This is a genomic window from Pseudomonas kitaguniensis (assembly GCF_049199985.1).
GTDB classification, from domain to species: Bacteria; Pseudomonadota; Gammaproteobacteria; order Pseudomonadales; family Pseudomonadaceae; genus Aquipseudomonas; species Aquipseudomonas kitaguniensis.
In genome coordinates this window covers 1-17,063 of sequence record NZ_JBLZPT010000029.1, presented here as the reverse complement: position 1 = coordinate 17,063, position 17,063 = coordinate 1, and the positions used below count along the sequence as shown (strand labels likewise).

Here is a 17,063-nt window from a genome sequence, read left to right as displayed (position 1 = left end):
TTAAAATATGCCCTCAACGCCATTGCCTTTTCAGCTGTCGATGTCCGTTTGCAACAATTGCACGACCTAAATCGACGGTTTAATGCCACTAACATCGCGCCTGGGCCAGTGCTTGGGTACACTTCCACGCTCACTTGATCGGTATCAGGAACACTTACATGATCGCTTGCCTACGGCTGCTCTCCGCCCTCTGCCTCGCTGCCTTATTGGCCGCGTGTTCCAGCTCGCCCTCATCCAGCCTTGGCGACCTCCCACGGACCCCGGATGCCAGTATCGAGCAATTGCTCGAACAGGCCACCGCCGCCAACACGCCGGAAAAGGCCGCGTTGCTGCGCCTGAGCGCGGCTGACCTGGCTTACCACCAGAACAACCCTGGCCGCTCGTCGCAGATTCTTGCGCAGGTGCCGTTGGGTGTCCTGAAGCCGGCCGCGCAAGTATTTGCCAGCACCCTGGCCGCCGAACTGGCCATGGCGCGCAACCAGCCCAAGGCTGCGTTGACGGCACTGAACCACGCCAGCCTGCAAAGCTTGAAGGAGCTGCCGACAGACCAGCAGATCCGCACCGGCACCGTGCATGCACGCGCTTATGAAGCCGATGGCCAAACCCTGGCTGCCGCTCGCGAGCGTGTCGCCATCGCCCCGCTGCTGAGTGGTGATGCCGCCAAAAGCAACCACGAAGCCATCTGGGCGCTGATTGCCGCCCTGCCTGCCGAACAGTTGCAAGCCAGCGGCAACCCGACACTCGACGGCTGGATCAGCCTGGCCCAAGCGGTCAAGGGCGCGGGCACGCTGGAGCAACAGCAAGCAGCGATCGACACGTGGCGTGCGCAAAACCCTGGCCACCCAGCGGCGGTGAATCTGCCGACCCCGCTGACCAAGCTCAAGGAGCTGGCGAGCCAACCGCTGAACAAAATTGCCCTGCTGCTGCCCCAGGACGGCCCGCTGGCCGGCGTTGCCAAAGCGCTGCGCGAAGGCTTCATGGCGGCACACTACCAGGCTGAACAAGCCGGGCAAAAACCACCGGTCATCGAGTTTTATGACACCTCGCGCCTGACCTCGCTGGATGACTTCTACGCCAAGGCACAGGCCGCCGGTGTGCAACTGGTGATTGGCCCTCTCGAGAAGCCGCTGGTCAAACAACTCAGCGCACGCGCGCAACTGCCGATTACCACCCTGGCGCTGAACTACAGCGAAACCGATCAAAGCCCGCCGCAACTGTTCCAGTTCGGCTTGGCCGCTGAAGACGAAGCCCGCGAAGTCTCGCGCCGCGCCCGCGCCGATGGCCTGCACCGCGCGGCCGCCATGGTGCCCAAAGGCGAATGGGGCGAGCGTGTCTACAGGGCGTTCCGCCAGGATTGGGAAGCCAATGGCGGTACCGTCGTCGGCGTCGAGTACGTTGACCAGCCGGTCGCCCTCGCCCAACAAATTGCCGACCTGTTCCAACTGCGTAAAAGCGAAGGTCGCGCCAAGAGCCTGCAAAACACCGTCGGTGCCGACGTAGCGGCGCAGCCGTCGCGCCGCCAGGACATCGAGTTCATCTTCATGGCGGTTACCCCGCAACTGGCCCAACAGATCAAGCCGACGCTGAACTTCCAGTACGCCGGTGATGTGCCTGTGTACGCGACCTCCCACGTGTTCAGCGCCAGCGGTGACAAGAACCAGTACCTGGACATGACTAACGTGATGTTCTGCGAAACCCCGTGGCTGCTCAACACCACTGACCCGCTGCGCAACCAAGTGACCGCCCAATGGCCACAAGCCAACGGCAGCCTCGGCCGCTTGTACGCGATGGGCGTTGATGCCTACCGCCTGGCGCCGCGCCTGGGGCAGCTCAAAGCATTGCCGGACACGCGCGTTGACGGTCTTTCGGGCAGCCTGGGCGTCAGCGCCAACCAGCGCGTTGATCGCCAGATGCCATGGGCCAAATTCGTCAGCGGCGAAATCCAGCGCCTGCCGGACACCCCGCGCTGATGCCCGAGCGGTCCAGTGCTCAAAGCGGCAAGGATGCCGAACTTCAAGCCCTCAACTATCTGCAACAACAGGGTCTGCGCCTTCTGGCGCAGAACTGGTTGTGTAAACGCGGTGAGCTTGATCTGGTCATGCTTGACGGCGATACAGTAGTATTCGTCGAAGTCCGCTATAGAAAACACGCACAATGGGGTGGCGCGCTCGCCAGTATCGACGGGCGCAAGCGTCAGAAGCTGATACTCGCCGCGCAGTTTTACCTGCTCAAAGAGCATCGCTGGGCTGACTCCCCCTGCCGTTTCGATGTGGTTGCCATAGAAAGCACACCGTCTGGCCCGGCTGATCCGAACTGGCTGAAAAATGCCTTCGACAGCTGATTCACCGGACATTTTCACCCCACACTTTTGCTCTTTGCATTGCGGGCTGCACATGACTGTGCCAAACAGCCGCGCTACTTAAGGTCACACAGATGGACATGCAATCCCGAATTCGCCAGCTTTTCCAGGCCAGCATCGACACCAAGCAACAGGCGATGGACGTACTTGCACCGCACATCGAGCAAGCCAGTCAGGTCATGGTCAATGCCTTGCTCAACGAGGGCAAAATGCTCTCGTGCGGCAATGGCGGTTCGGCTGGTGATGCCCAGCATTTCTCTTCCGAGCTGCTCAACCGCTTCGAGCGCGAGCGCCCAAGCCTGCCCGCCATCGCCTTGACCACCGACTCGTCGACGATCACCTCGATCGCCAACGACTACAGCTACAACGAAATTTTCTCCAAGCAGATCCGCGCGCTGGGCCAACCCGGCGACGTGCTGCTGGCGATCTCCACCAGCGGCAACTCGGCAAACATTATTCAAGCGATCCAGGCCGCACATGATCGCGAAATGATTGTCGTAGCATTGACTGGGCGCGACGGCGGCGGCATGGCCTCGTTGCTGCTGCCTGAGGACGTAGAGATTCGCGTCCCGGCCAATGTCACTGCACGCATTCAGGAAGTCCACCTGCTGGCGATCCACTGCCTGTGCGATCTGATCGACAGCCAACTGTTCGGGAGTGAAGAATGACCGTTAACCGCCTCAGCCTTTTGGCCATTACGCTGTGCCTTGCCATCAGCGGCTGCAGCACGGCAATCACCGCGACACGTGACACCCCCATCCAGGACGACAAGGGCACACGTACATTCGGTAGCAAAATTGACGACTCGCTGATCGAAACCAAGGTCGAAGTAAACGTCGCCAAGGCGGCTACCGACCTCGGCAACGGCGCATCGCGTATCGTCGTGACCAGCTTCAATGGCGTTGTACTGCTCGCTGGCCAAACGCCGCGTGCCGACCTCAAAGCTCAAGCCGAGCAAGCCGCCTCCACCGTGCAACGGGTGAAGAAGGTCCATAACGAACTGCAGGTGATGGACCCGATCACGCTGTTGGCCATCAGCAACGACGCCTTGCTGACCACCAAGATCAAGGCGCAAATGCTCACCGACAGTGCGATTCCCGGCTCGCGGATTAAAATCGTCACCGATAACGGCATTGTCTACATGATGGGCCTGCTGACCCAGGCAGAAGCCACTCGCGCCTCCAACTTGGTACAAGGCGTGTCTGGTGTGCAAAAGATCGTGAAGGTCTTCGAATACATCGACTGATGTAATCGACAGCCACAAAAAAGGGCGCCGTGCATTGACTGCACGGCGCCCTTTTTAGTGGCCAGCGTTTACTGGTACTGCTGGTACGGGTTGCCCTGGAACTGGTTGTTCTGCTGTGGCGCCTGTTGCTGCTGCTGAGCAGGCTGGCCATATTGCTGGCCAGGGATCGGGCCGAGGTTAACCTCTACGCGACGGTTCTGCGCACGGCCATTCACGTCGGCGTTGCTGGCAATCGGGTTATCCGGGCCGGCACCGCGTGCGCTCAAGTTGGTCGGGCTCACGCCTTGCGAGGTCAGGTAGTTGGCCACGCTTTGCGCACGGCGTTGGGACAGGTCCATGTTCAACTGGCGGCTGCCGGTGCTGTCGGTGTAGCCAACGATCTGGATGGTGTTCTGGTTGAACTGCTTGAGCGAGCCCGCCAGGTTGTTCAGCGGCGTGTAGAAGCTGCTGGAAATCGCATCGGAGTTGGTCGCGAAGGTGATGTTACCCGGCATGATCAGCTTGATCTGATCGCCCTGGCGCTGCACCTCAACGCCGGTGTTGGCCATGCTCTCACGCAGTTTCTTTTCTTGCTGGTCGGCATAGTAACCATAGCCTGCGCCACCCAGACCTGCGACGGCGGCGCCAATCAGAGCGCCCTTGCCACGGTTGTTATGGTCGATTGCGGCACCCGCCAAACCACCGGCCAATGCAGCCAGGCCGCCGTACTTGGCGGTTTTGCTCATACCGCCTTGCGTTTCGTTATTTGCTTGCCCTTGGCTGCCATCATAAGGATTAGGTGAAGCGCAGCCGGACAAAAGGGCTACGGCGGTGGCAACAACAAGAAGACGACGTGGCGTGAACATGAGGAAAGCTCCTACTTTTGCATTCTGTGGTGCAGAGGACATTGGCAATGGGCCTGTGCCGAGTTTTGAACGCGACAAACGGTAAAAATTCCGTGGAGACTTTCTGAGCATCGACAAACAATTGGCCACACTTACCGGCAGTGAAAACGTAGCAGACACAGGCTGAACGCGACCTGTGTTTTTACAAAGCGAACTGATTCAAGATTCTTCCAGGACTCGCGACCGATAACTGCCTGGTGGGCAACCAAACCAGCGATTACAGGCTTTGTGAAAGCTACTCGAGTCACGAAATTTCAGCCTCTGCGCGATCGCCGTCACAGTCGAGTTCTGCAGCCTCAGCAACTCGCCCGCCAACTGACGGCGACACTCATCAAATAATTCACGAAAACCCGTCGACTCGTCATCAAGGCGATTTTGCAGCGTGCGAGTCCCAAGGTTGAGTTCCCGCGCAACGATCTCCAGCGACACGTCTTTGCTGAGTGTCAGCCCTATATAAATATGATTGCGTACCGCGGGTGCCAGTTTGACCTGGCGCCTCGCAAGTTCTTCACTTGCGTGGCTCATGTGATGGATACGCAGTGCTGCATTCGCCGTAGCCAGCGGTTTTTTAGCGGTTTCAGACGCAAAGGTGATTTTATTGATCGGGCAGCCAAACGACAGGTTTTTACCAAATACTGCTTCTAGCCGCGCAAGGTCGCGTGGTTCGTCATAACTGAACGAGGCGGAATCGGGCAATGGCCTATCCCAAGGTTCAAGCCAATGCGTCAGCCCCATAAATGTCGACATGCAGCAGTCGATGTAGTGCCTCGCCACCCCCAAGGACTCAATGCCCAGAAAGTTAACGCTGATCACTCCCGATTCGTCTCGCGCAACCAGCGGGGTTCTATCAGACGATAACACCGAAAAGTGCGAGGCAGTCTTCATCGCCTCACCCAGCGTGGCACTGGACATGATTGCGTAAAAATGCGAACTAAGTTGGCCTGGATGGAACATCGCATAAGACGCCAACCCGACCTCTACATCACCCGCCTCTGCGGCAACAGCGTCAATAAATGTTGAGGCCGTTAGAATCGCCAACATTGATTGGTTCTGGATCTTTTCCATGAGTTCAGCATGAAAAACGGTTAGCGCCAACGAAGGGTTAGGTACACAGTTAATCAAGCGAAGAACCACGTGTGCGCATGAGGCGGCAAGCATTGGCATAACAGGGCACTCAGGGCCTATACATTTACTCAGCATGCCAAAGCCAAATGACCGTGCCAAGTTTTCTTTTATCGGTTATTTGACCGAACACACTGAGACAGAAGAAATCAAGGCCGCACCGGCACACAGTTTTTATTTTCAAGGCTTCTGTTTGCACATAACATTTTTATGTCACTAACAGCATGAATAATCTTTTATTTGGTTAGCATGCCAGCGATCTGCGGGTATGAACATTTTAATAGTGGGCAACGCTATATAATAACCATGCGCAAAAAAACGGCTGCCCAAGCGACACCTATCGCTTGGGCACTCGCGTTAGACGCTACTTCTATACCTTGAAGTGACTGACCATCTTTTGCAGTTGGCCGCCCAACCGCGCCAATTCAATGCTTGAAGCGGCCGTTTCCTCACTCGCGGCGGCCGTCTGCTCGGACACATCGCGAACATTTACAATACTGCGGCTTATATCTTCGGCGACAGCGCTCTGCTGCTCAGCGGCGGCGGCGATCTGTTGGTTCATCAATTCGATGTTGGACACCGTTGTTGTGATGCTATGCAGCGACGTGCCAGCTTTACGGGTGAGGTCTACGCTGCTGAGCGTGAGTGCCCGACTGCTCAGCATGATCGTGGCGACCTGGCGAGTACCGTTCTGTAGCCCTGCAATGAGTGTTTCGATCTCTTCAGTCGATTGCTGAGTTCGCTGTGCCAAGCCTCGCACCTCGTCAGCGACCACAGCGAAACCGCGGCCTGCTTCGCCCGCTCGTGCGGCCTCAATAGCGGCGTTGAGGGCGAGCAGGTTGGTCTGCTCGGCAACGGCCTTGATAACATCCATGACCTTGCCAATTTTAGCGCTCTCCGCCTCCAATTGGTTCATCGCATCGGTTGAGCGATCCACCTCAGCCGCAAGGGTCTCAATCTGGGCGATCGCATCACTGACGACTTTATCGCCGGCACGCGCTTCGGCATCAGCGGTGGATGCCGCACGCGACGCTTGTTCGGCATTACGTGCGACCTCCTGGACCGTTGCCGACATCTCATTCATTGCGGTGGCCACTTGGTCGGTTTCGACTTTCTGGCTGTTAACGCCCGCGCTGGTTTGCTCCGTCACCGCCGAAAGCTCTTCCGCGGCGCTCGCAATCTGCACGACGCTGTCGCGAATCCCGCCAATCAGGTCTCGCAAGGTATCGCCCATGTGCTGGATACCCTGTTGCAACTGACCCAGTTCGTCCTGGCGAGACACGGCCGCGGAAGGGGAAAGGTCCCCGGAGGTTATGCGCCTGACGACCACCAGCGTCTCGCTCAGAGGCCTCGTTATCTGCCGGGTGATGACGATGGCTGCAATCACTCCGATCAGCATGGCGAGCAGCGTACAGCCCAATTGCACACTGCGAGCCTGAGCGCTCTCGGCATCGCGCTGGGTCAATTGGAATTGGTAGAGTTGCTCACTCAGCTCGACGATGCTTTGCCCTTGGCCTGTCATCTCGGCGCGCGCACTGGCAATGTTGTCGCTGGCAGACTTAAAGGTCTGCAGCGATGTTTGGTAATTCGAAAGAGACTTTACGATCTGCCCGACTGTGTTGGCCTCTGCTTCGCCCAACACCGATTGCACCTCGCCAAACCCCTTGATCGCGACCTCCACCGACCGCATGGCCAACTGCGCAGCCTCTGGCGTCAATACAGAGGTGTACCCGCGTACTTCGTAGCGTGCTTGCATCAGGTTTTCTTTCGCTTGAGTAATCACCTGATAGTTACCCATGGTCTTTTCAGTGACCGGCGTGACCTTGCTGGCATCGGCTTGAAGCTGATCAATCAAACGGACCGACGCCTCCGCGTTTACGTTCATCTGCACCCGCATCGCGCCACTCGATGTGTAAGCGCTACGCATGGAATTGAGCGATTTTTGGTAGTCTGCGATCACCGTGCCGAGTTTATTCAGTACTCGAATATTTTCGGGACTCTTGAGCGTTCCGAGTAAAAACTCTTGATAGGTTTTAAAGTCGTCCAACGCCACCTGGACGTTAGCCGCTACCTTCTCGTCTCCCTTCGCGATCATGTATTGCAGGCGCGCTACGCGAAGGATAGAAACCTTGAAGTTTAACTTGGTAATGTCACTCATCCAATTGCTACGGTCAATCAGACTGTTCAAGCTGGACCAACTGGTCACTGCCAGAATCCCGGTCAATACCAAGACAACCCCAAATCCAAGGGCCAGTTTTTTACTGACGGAAATATTGGCGAACCCGCTACTCATTAACAATCTCCAAAATATTTACGCAAAAAGGTTCGTGTAGTGACAGGGCACTAAACCCAAATAGGTTGTGGCTTTATGCTATCGGCGAGGCGTGAAAAAAATTTAAATTTAAACGCTGATCGGGGATAAAAAAATGCGTTTATTTAAACACTATTGTCCTCAGGCGAATTCAGAGGACAGTTTGGAATGACAGGACATTAAGCGATAAAAAAGTACGCTCATTACCGAACAGCTCGATGCCTGTTTCAATAAAAGTTACTCATCATGAATACATTGATACCGCAGGTCGTATTTCGCATAACGAAGGACCCGAAAACACCGTTGCCGGAGAGAGCAGTTCTCGCAAAACAGGCATAAAAAAATCCGATGCCAAGCCTTGGCATCGGATTTTTAAGGAAGCCCAGCGCGTGCTCAACTGCTCAAGTAACTGCAGTTACAGCGCCCGCCGGACTCTTTTCAGGTCAGGCCGCTTTACAGCGCCATGTCCTGAGCCGGTTTGCTCTCCTGCGGAGCAGCCGGCTTGGCCGGAGCAGGGACCGCATTTGAGTAGGCCGTCACGTCGATCACTGGCGGCTTGCTCAGTTGCAGAACCTCAGCGGTGTAGTCCCATTCTTGCTGAACGCGCGCTGGCGACTCATTAAGCTTGGTACCGTAGCTCGGCACGATCTGGTGCATCTTCTCCTGCCAGGCAGGCGTCGCGACCTTGTCCTTGAAGACCTTTTCCAACACATCGATCATGATCGGTGGAGCGGTCGAGGCACCTGGCGAAGCGCCCAGCAGGCCAGCGATGGTGCGGTCCTGGGAATACACAACCTCGGTACCCAGCTTCAAGACACCGCCTTTATCGGCATCACGCTTGATGATCTGTACGCGCTGGCCGGCTTGCCACAAGCGCCAGTCTTCTTTTTTGGCGTGCGGGAAGTACTCTTTCAGTGCGTTGAAGCGGTCGTCATCCGACATCATCAACTGACCGGCCAGGTATTCGATCAGCGGGTACTGCTCAACACCGACTTTGGTCATTGGCCACACGTTATGCGGCGTGGTGGTCGACAACAGGTCGAAGTAAGAACCATTTTTGAGGAACTTGGTGGAGAACGTCGCGAATGGCCCGAACAGAATCATTCGCTTGCCATCCAGTACGCGGGTGTCCAAGTGCGGTACCGACATGGGCGGTGCGCCGGTCGAAGCGATGCCGTAAGCCTTGGCCATGTGCTGCATGGCGATGTCCTGGTTTTCAGTCACCAGGAACGAGCCACCTACCGGGAAGCCGGCATAATCGCGGGCTTCAGGGATGTCGGCTTTTTGCAGCAGCTTCAATGCACCGCCGCCTGCGCCGATGAACACGAATTTCGCATCCGTGGCGTGGGTGGTGCCGTCTTTCAGGTTTTTGTATTCAACGTGCCAGCCGCCGTCCTTGTTGCGAGTGATTTCTTCCACTTCGCTGGACAACTTGAGGCTGAAGTTAGGCTTGGTTTGCAGGGCAGCAACGTACTGGCGAGTGACTTCACCCCAGTTCGCGTCGGTGCCGATCGGCGTCCAGGTAGCCGCGATTTTCTGGCTGGGATCACGCCCTTCCATCATCAGCGGAACCCATTGTTTGATCTGCGCCTGATCTTCGCTGTATTGCATGCCGGCGAACAGCGGGCTGCGCTGCAGTGCCTCGTAGCGCTCTTTCAGGAACTTGACGTTATCGTCGCCCCACATGAAGCTCATGTGCGGGGTGGTGTTGATGAAGGAATGCGGGTTTTTCAACACGCCCGACTTGACCTGCCAGGCCATGAACTGACGAGTAACCTGGAAGGCCTCGTTGATCTCGATCGCTTTGGCGATTTCGATCTTGCCGTCTTTGCCATAAGGGGTGTAGTTGGACTCGGCCAGCGCAGAGTGGCCCGTACCGGCGTTGTTCCAGCCGTTGGAGCTTTCTTCGGCAACGCCATCGAGGCGCTCGACCATTTCCATGGTCCAGCCTGGCTCGAGTTCGTTAAGCCAAACACCGAGGGTGGCACTCATGATGCCGCCGCCAACCAGCAACACGTCGACTTTTTTGGTCTCTGCCGCATGAGCCTGCATAAGGCCCATAGACAAGGCCAGGCCCAACAGGGCCTTGTTCGCTTTCTTCAACATACTGTGATTTCCAGGATAGAAGGTCATCCGCCTGCCCGCCGCAAACGTACGGTTTTACGGCTCACGGCTTGCCACAAACGCGGGCAATCGCAGACCTGGCGGGATGAACATACAGGCCGATAAACTGCATCGACCTAACTCTCATGCCCCCTGCGCTGACTTCTTGTAGGTTGTCTTCAGCTGCTTGAGAAACTATGAATACTTGGCCCTGCTTCCAGGCGTTAAACCTTAAGAAACTGAAGCGAGGATAAAATTTGCGCTCACATTAGCGGCTCCGCCATGGCAATACAATGCTAGGGTGCGTCTATTTGCCACTCTCGACGGCCGGGAGGGAACGATTTGGCTTTTTGCTGTTCCCTCCACCGCATACGGCTAATCACGGATGATTGACGTTGCCCCTGCTGCGCAAGGGGTAAGGCCTGTGATGCAGCAACGGGTAAGCTACTCACCCGCGATTAAACCAAGAGCAACATCCAGCACCGCCGCGCGTCGCGTTTGGAGCACGAGTTATGCCGAGTAAACGGGTCATCTGCGAACACTGCGACTGCGTGTACGAAAAAGTCACGCTCGCCAAACATCAAAAGGCCGTGTGCACACGCTGCTCTAGCGTACTGCAGCGTTACAACGGCCTGTCGGTGCAACAACGGCTCGCCCTGACCGTGACCGCCGCCGTGCTGTGGGCCTTCGCCAACTTTTACCCGGTAATGAGCATCAGCCTGCAAGGTTTGAAAAGCAGCGCGACCTTATGGGATTCAGTCGTGGCGCTGAGCTTGGGGCCGATCACCTTTATTGCTTTGGTGGCGGCCATTTCCATCATCATCGCGCCCGTGTTTCAACTGCTGTTGCTGATATGGGTGCTAAGTTTCGCCCTGTCCGGCAAACGCTCACCGGCGTTCAAGCTGTGCATGCGCTGGCTAGAGGCACTCAGGCCGTGGAGCATGCTCGAAGTTTGCCTGCTGGCCGCCATGGTCGCAGTGTTCAAGCTGGCCGGCATGCTTGATGTGGCGCCCGGCACTGGGCTGTTTGCGTTGGGCGCCCTCAGCCTGTTGCTGATCCGTATCGCCGGGCGCGATGTGCGCGACTTGTGGGACAGCGTATGAAGCCGCCGCCAACTGCCCGCGAACTCAACCTGTGCCTGTGTCACACCTGTGGCCAGGCCTGCGACATGAGCACCGAGCCCACCGAGTGCGAGCGCTGCGGCGCGCCCTTGCACCGGCGCAAGGTGCGCTCACTGACACGCACCTGGGCCTTCATGCTCACCGCACTCGCGTTTTATGTTCCGGCGAATTTATTACCGGTGATGAACACCAACATGCTCGGTTCAGGCGCGGACAGCACTATCATGAGCGGCGTGCTGGAGTTCTGGCAGCATGGCGCCTGGGACATCGCCCTGATCATTTTCATCGCCAGCATTGCGGTGCCCGGCATCAAGTTTGTGTCGTTGACGCTGCTGCTGGTTACCGTGCAGCGCAACAGCCTCTGGGCACGCAGGCAACGCTCGAAGCTGTTTCGGTTTATCGAACTGATTGGCTACTGGTCAATGCTCGATGTGATCGTGGTAGCGCTGGTGGCCGCACTGGTGAAGTTCCAGGCGCTGGGCACCATCGAGCCGCGCCTGGGCATTCTGTTTTTTGGCTTGGTGGTCGTATTTACAATGCTCGCAGCCATGAGTTTCGACCCACGGCTGATCTGGGAAAACCCACACAACGAGGAAACCTCGGATGACCTTACACAAGGCTGACACCCCCGCCGGGTCGCCTGCGATCAAGACGCAGCGTTTCAGCGTTTCGCTGGTATGGATCGTGCCGATTGTTGCGGTATTGGTGGGGCTGTCGCTGGTCATTCACAGCATGCTTCAACAAGGCCCGACCATCGTCCTCAACTTCAAGACCGGCAGCGGCCTGACCGCCAACAAAACCGAGGTCAAATACCGCAATGTGGTGATCGGCCAAGTCTCCGACGTGGCCTTGAGTGATGACCAGAAAAGCGTCAATGCCACGATCAAACTGGTCAAGCAGGCCGAGAGCTTCACCCGCGAAGACTCGAAGTTCTGGGTGGTCAGGCCGCGCATTGGCGCGGGTGGCGTGTCCGGCATCGATACCTTGCTTTCGGGTGACTACATCGGCGCCGACATTGGCCAGTCCGATACGCGTTCGCACCAATTCAAGGGCCTCGAAAACCCGCCGCCGATCACCTACGGCGAACCGGGCAAACGCTTCACCCTGCATACCCAAAGCCTCGGCTCGCTGGATATTGGCTCGCCGGTCTACTACCGGAAAATCCCGGTCGGCCAGGTCGTGGCCTACGAACTGGATAACGAAGGCAAAGGCGTGAATATCGACGTGTTTGTGCATGCGCCGAATGATGTGTATGTCACCGACAACACGCGTTTCTGGAACGCCAGCGGCATAGACCTGAGTGTCGGCGCGAATGGCTTCGCACTCAAAACCGAATCGTTGTCTTCGATGCTCGCCGGTGGAATCGCCTTTGTGGCGCCGCCTTACAGCCCCAACGACAAGCCGGCCGACGAAAATCACGCCTATGAACTGTTTGACGATCAGCAAAGCGCCCTCGCCCCGCCTAACGGTGAGGGGCAATACATGGTCCTGCGGTTTGATCAGGCATTGCGTGGGCTGAAAGTCGGTGCGCCGGTGGAATTCCTCGGCGTCGAATTCGGCAAGGTGGTGTCGATCAACATGGATTTCGATGCCAAAAAACGCAGCTTTCCGATCAACGTCGGCATCGTGATCTACCCGCAACTGCTCGGGCAGGCGCACACCAAGCTGCTTAAAGCCATGGACCATAACATCGACGATGAGGCGAGCGGCGTGCGCCTGATCGGCACGTTTATCGAAAACGGCCTGCGCGCCCAGGCCCGCAGCGGCAACCTGCTGACCGGCCAACTCTACATCGCTTTGGACTTCTACCCGAAGGCCGAAAAAGTCAGGTTTGACGCGAGCCAGCGCCCGGTCAGCATCCCGACCATCCCCGGTAACCTGGAACAGTTGCAGGAAAAACTCGAAGGCATCGTCAACAAGATCAGCCAGCTACCGATTGACCGGATTGCCGGCAACCTCGACAGCAACCTGGTCGAATTGCGCAAGGGCCTGACCCAGTTCAACGCCAAGACCTTGCCCGCCGTGCAAAACACCTTGGGTGACGTGAGCAAGACGTTGCAGTCGGCCAATTCCACCCTGGCCGAAGACTCGCCGCAGCGTGAGCAACTGACCCAAACCCTGGATGAACTCGGCCGCATGTCGCGCTCCTTGCGCGAGCTGTCGGATTATTTGGGCAGGCACCCGGAATCGCTGATTCGCGGTCGCCCTGAAAATGCCGCGCCACTGGACCTGCAGGCGCCACCACGCAAATGACTATTGGAGCAGCCATGACGTTTCCGTTGAAGATCACGCTGATGACTGCGTTGCTGCTACTTGCGGCGTGCAGCAGTGAGCCGATTGCATTTCACACGCTGACCCCGGCGCACTGGAGCAACGCAACGCGCGCCGACGCGGGTAGTATTCGCATTGAAAGCATCAGCGTGCCGCCGCAAGTCGACCGCCCGCAGATCGTGATTCGCCAAGGCAACAGTGGCGTGGCGATTCTTGAGACGCAATGGTGGGCCGCCAGCCTGGCGGATGAGCTGAAAAGTGCGTTGGTCGATCAGTTCGCCAACAGCGATGCCCGCCAAGCCGTATCGCTGCGCCTTGAAGTGCAACGTTTTGACTCGGTGCCTGGCCAATACGCGCTGCTCGACGTGCGCTGGCGCTTGCGGCAAACCAGTGGCGGTGATCGCCCGATGCTGACCTGCCGCAGCACCTTGCAGTCGCCGGCAGGCCCGAGCATTGACGACGTGGTGGCGGCGCACCAGAACAACCTCAAGCGCTTCGCCACGCTGATCAGCCAAGTGGTCGACAAGCAGCTCAAAGAGTGCCCGACGGCGCAATAAACGGCTGCAGGTTCAGGCCAGCAAGCCCATCGACTTGGCCCGCGCCACCGCCTGGGTACGGCGCTCTACGCCCAGCTTGCTGTTGATGTGGCTGGCGTGGGTTTTCACCGTGTGCAGTGAAATGAACAACTGGTTGCTGATTTCCTGGTTTGAACAGCCTTGGGCGATCAGTTGCAGTACCGCCAGTTCGCGGGCGCTGAGGGTTTCGTGGTTGGGCGCCACCTCAACCACCGCGACAACCGGCAACAGCGCCAGCAAACTTGGGCTCAATACGCCATTGGGGTCTTTGCCCAACTGTTCGCGCATCCAAACCGGGTGAGTTTCCAACAGGCGCTGAAACGGTTGCAGCGCGCCACCGGCGCCAGCTTCAAGGGCCTGAGCGACGGTCGCTCGCGCCTTGGTTTCCTGGCCGCACGCCAAGAGTAAATGCGCCTGCTGAGTCAGCGCCATCAGGGCAATCATCTGGCGCCCGCTGCTTTGCGCCTGTTGCGCCAGCGTTTCGAGGCGGTGCAGCGCGGCGGCAGGCTGATGGCGAATAGCATCGAGTGCCGCGTGTTGCAGCCCGATGTGTTGCGCCAAGTGTGGATGAAACTCCGGCGCGGCCGCCGCGTGTTCGCCGTTGTAGGTCTGCCCCAGCCGAGTCAGCCAGGCGTCGGCGAGGTCGGTACGGCCTTGGGCCAGCCACAATTCGCATTTGATCAGGGTGATCATCGCCAGGTAGTAGATCGGCGGCACATCCCAGATATGCATCAAGCGCTCGGCCTCGGCGAGTTCGGCAAAGCCCTTGGGGAAATCCCCACGCCGCCCTTCGAAGTTGGCGATCACGCAGTGCCCGATCAACACGCTGATGTCCCGACAGGCGCGGGCTTCGCTGAGGCCGGCGCGCAGGCGCGCGAGGCCGGCTTCAGGCTGACAGCGCAGCAACAGCAGATAACCTTCGTAGAGCGACAACCGCGCGCGTACGGCGTACAGCCGCTGCGGCGCCACGCCGTGCAGGCGTTGCAGGCCCTGACGCACCTCGTCGAGCGAGCGCAGGATTTCGCCACGCGCCTGCAACACACGTGCGCGGTCGTAGTGAGCCAGGGCTTCAAACAGCGGGTTGCCGACGCGTTGCGCCAGCTCCAGCGATTCGCGGTTCAACCTGCGCGCGCGCCACAGGTCGGCATCGACGATGGCCAGGTTGGACAGGGTCGACAGGCACATCAGGCGCTGGCCGTAGCGCTTCTGCGGCAGGCTTTCCAACGCCTCGCTGCAATAGCGCTGGGTCAACTCGCGGTCCCCTCGGCCCCGCGCGATAATCCCGCTCAGCGCCAGCCATTGCGCCAGCATCGATTTTTGCGCAGTCGCCGACGGTGCCGGCAGGTAACGACTGAGGTAGCCGGATAATTCTTCGGCAGCATCCAGTTGGCAGGCCAGCCCCAGCGCCCAGCTGTAAAGCACGATCAACCGCGGCGTGCTGACCAGCAGGCTTTCGGGCAAGTCCATTTTCCAGCGCAGCAGCATGCCGACATTCTGCTCAGCCAACAATTGCTCTTCCGACAGGTTTTGCACCAGGTTTGCCGCCACGTCGAGGTGGCCGGCGCGCAACGCCTGTTCCACCGCTTCATCGATCAAGCCCTGCGCGTTGAACCAGCGGCAAGCACGCAAGTGCAGGCTGGCAATCGACAACGTGGCATTGCTGGCGCGGCGGGTGAGCAGCAAGTCGGAAAACAGGTGGTGATAACGGAACCAGTGGCCCTGCTCGTCCAGCGGCACCAAAAAAACTTGATGGGCTTGCAAATAACCGAGGATTTCCGCGCTGTCGTGGGCTTCGCGCACGGCGTCGCAGAGTTCGCTGCAAAAACGATCCTGCGGAGCGGTGTCGTACAAGAACGCTTGAACCTCGACCGGCAGGCAGTCGATCACTTCTTCCAGCAGGTAATCGCGAATCAGCCCTTCGCCACCGTTCAAGTGCTGCGGCAACGCGCCTTCATTGCCGGCTTCGGAGACGGCCAGCAGCCAGAAACGCAACCCGGCCACCCAGCCCTCACTGCGACGGATCAAGTTGTCCAGTGCCTCGCCGCGCAACGAGCTGCTGTGCCGGTCCAGTAACGCCAGGGACTCGTCGTGTGTCAGGCGCAGGTCTTGTTCGCTCAGCTCCAGCAAGTGCCGCGACAGCCGCAGCCGCGCCAGATGCCAGTCCGGGCGCTGGCGGCTGGTAACCATGACCACCAGCCCATCCGGCAAATGATTGAGAAAAAACTGCAGGCAGCGATCCAGCACCGGGCCTTGGGCCAAATGGTAGTCATCGAGCACCAACAATAAAGGCGCACGCGTGGACAGGTGCACCGTCAGCTCATCGAGCAGGCCGTCGAGCCATTCTTCAAAGGCAAAGGGTTGGTGACGCTGGCGCATTTTCAGCAAGCCCAAGGACTGATTGCCGAGTTGCGGGAAGTAGTGTTGCAAGCCTTCAAGCAGGCGCTCAAGGAAACGGCCGGGGTCGTTATCGCGGGCGCTCAGGCCCAGCCACAAGCTTTGCCAATGCGTCGGCAGGCCTTGGCAGAACTCCACCGCTAACGAGCTTTTACCGAACCCGGCCGGGGCGCTGACCAGTAACAGTCGCCCTTGCAAACCGGCACTCAGCCGTTCGCACAGGCGCGGGCGCAGCACGTAGCCGTCAGGCAGCGGAGGCCTGTAAAAGCGCGCTTCCGGGGTCGGAATCACAGCGTTTGCAGGCCCCTGGATTCGGGACAGATCAGTCATCGCCGGGCTCTTGTAGAAGGCTGTCGTCGGCATTGCAGATGTCCGCAGACTAGCGGTAAACGCGGCGGGGTTGTAGGGCTTTGCAAAAATTGGCTGAAAAAGAACTGCGACAAAAAATGTGGGAGATTCGATGGCTGAACGGTAGGCCCACAAAACCGTTTTGAAAGCGGGACGCAGAGCGTGGGAACGATCATCTCCCCAGTAGCCAGTAGAATGCATTAAAACTGTGGGAGATTCTATGGTTTTGGGGAAGCCTCCAAAACCGCTTTCGACTGGTATTCGCTCAGGTTTTTCATGAGAGAAAACGCGATGCGAGCCAGCTTGCGGGCGATGATGACCAGGGCCTG

13 protein-coding genes and 1 pseudogene are annotated in these 17,063 nt (G+C 58.3%); 8 read left to right on the top strand and 6 right to left on the bottom strand.

Annotation, left to right across the window (positions count from 1 at the left end; genetic code table 11):
- Positions 1-158 precede the first annotated feature (158 nt).
- The 4 genes from ACOZK9_RS24425 to ACOZK9_RS24410 all read left to right on the top strand — a co-directional run bounded on the left by ACOZK9_RS24425 (position 159) and on the right by ACOZK9_RS24410 (position 3,605).
- Positions 159-1,970: a penicillin-binding protein activator gene (locus ACOZK9_RS24425; RefSeq protein ID WP_421556781.1), complete on the top strand. Its 1,812-nt coding sequence runs from the start codon at positions 159-161 to the stop codon at positions 1,968-1,970.
- Positions 1,970-2,341 (top strand): YraN family protein, encoded by a 372-nt coding sequence (locus ACOZK9_RS24420; RefSeq protein WP_099240316.1) that lies wholly within the window; start codon positions 1,970-1,972, stop codon positions 2,339-2,341. The genes ACOZK9_RS24425 and ACOZK9_RS24420 overlap by 1 nt, the downstream gene beginning before the upstream one ends.
- Before the next feature lie 92 nt (positions 2,342-2,433).
- Positions 2,434-3,027 (top strand): phosphoheptose isomerase, encoded by a 594-nt coding sequence (locus ACOZK9_RS24415; protein WP_007904374.1) that lies wholly within the window; start codon positions 2,434-2,436, stop codon positions 3,025-3,027.
- Complete coding sequence (locus ACOZK9_RS24410; RefSeq protein WP_058414278.1) at positions 3,024-3,605, top strand: BON domain-containing protein; 582 nt, start codon at positions 3,024-3,026, stop codon at positions 3,603-3,605. Before ACOZK9_RS24415 ends, ACOZK9_RS24410 begins: the two co-directional genes overlap by 4 nt.
- A gap of 68 nt (positions 3,606-3,673) precedes the next feature.
- Here ACOZK9_RS24410 and ACOZK9_RS24405 read toward each other — a convergent pair whose 3' ends face one another.
- From ACOZK9_RS24405 to mqo, 5 genes and pseudogenes are all read right to left on the bottom strand, one after another.
- Entirely contained in the window at positions 3,674-4,450 is a 777-nt protein-coding gene (locus tag ACOZK9_RS24405; RefSeq protein WP_058414279.1) for a YiaD family glycine zipper/OmpA-like lipoprotein, read from the bottom strand.
- Positions 4,451-4,648: 198 nt separating this feature from the next.
- Complete coding sequence (locus ACOZK9_RS24400; protein WP_058414280.1) at positions 4,649-5,554, bottom strand: AraC family transcriptional regulator; 906 nt, start codon at positions 5,552-5,554, stop codon at positions 4,649-4,651.
- A 427-nt stretch (positions 5,555-5,981) separates the two neighbouring features.
- Positions 5,982-6,845 (bottom strand): methyl-accepting chemotaxis protein, encoded by an 864-nt coding sequence (locus ACOZK9_RS24395; RefSeq protein ID WP_421556791.1) that lies wholly within the window; start codon positions 6,843-6,845, stop codon positions 5,982-5,984.
- Positions 6,837-7,769, bottom strand: a pseudogene (locus ACOZK9_RS24390) (methyl-accepting chemotaxis protein); the annotation flags it as partial. The gene ACOZK9_RS24395 and the pseudogene ACOZK9_RS24390, both read right to left, overlap by 9 nt.
- Before the next feature lie 606 nt (positions 7,770-8,375).
- Positions 8,376-10,028, bottom strand: coding sequence for a malate dehydrogenase (quinone) (mqo, locus tag ACOZK9_RS24385; RefSeq protein WP_421556780.1), 1,653 nt, complete (start codon positions 10,026-10,028; stop codon positions 8,376-8,378).
- A 509-nt stretch (positions 10,029-10,537) separates the two neighbouring features.
- Between mqo and ACOZK9_RS24380 the strand changes: the two genes are divergently transcribed.
- Genes ACOZK9_RS24380 through ACOZK9_RS24365 form a run of 4 tightly spaced genes read left to right on the top strand, consistent with a single transcriptional unit; the run spans position 10,538 to position 13,974 of the window.
- Positions 10,538-11,128 carry a paraquat-inducible protein A gene (locus ACOZK9_RS24380; RefSeq protein ID WP_058414283.1) on the top strand — a complete coding sequence of 197 codons (591 nt, stop codon included), beginning with the start codon at positions 10,538-10,540 and terminating at the stop codon, positions 11,126-11,128.
- Positions 11,125-11,769, top strand: a complete 645-nt coding sequence (locus tag ACOZK9_RS24375; RefSeq protein ID WP_152746330.1) for a paraquat-inducible protein A — start codon at positions 11,125-11,127, stop codon at positions 11,767-11,769. Before ACOZK9_RS24380 ends, ACOZK9_RS24375 begins: the two co-directional genes overlap by 4 nt.
- The gene (locus tag ACOZK9_RS24370; protein ID WP_058414285.1) at positions 11,750-13,399 is read left to right on the top strand and encodes a PqiB family protein; all 1,650 of its coding nucleotides are present in this window, start codon (positions 11,750-11,752) and stop codon (positions 13,397-13,399) included. The genes ACOZK9_RS24375 and ACOZK9_RS24370 overlap by 20 nt, the downstream gene beginning before the upstream one ends.
- Positions 13,400-13,413: 14 nt before the next feature.
- Complete coding sequence (locus tag ACOZK9_RS24365; protein ID WP_152751512.1) at positions 13,414-13,974, top strand: PqiC family protein; 561 nt, start codon at positions 13,414-13,416, stop codon at positions 13,972-13,974.
- A 12-nt stretch (positions 13,975-13,986) separates the two neighbouring features.
- On the opposite strand, the gene ACOZK9_RS24360 is transcribed toward ACOZK9_RS24365, so the two are convergent.
- Positions 13,987-16,716 (bottom strand): winged helix-turn-helix domain-containing protein, encoded by a 2,730-nt coding sequence (locus ACOZK9_RS24360; RefSeq protein WP_421556779.1) that lies wholly within the window; start codon positions 16,714-16,716, stop codon positions 13,987-13,989.
- Positions 16,717-17,063: the final 347 nt, after the last annotated feature.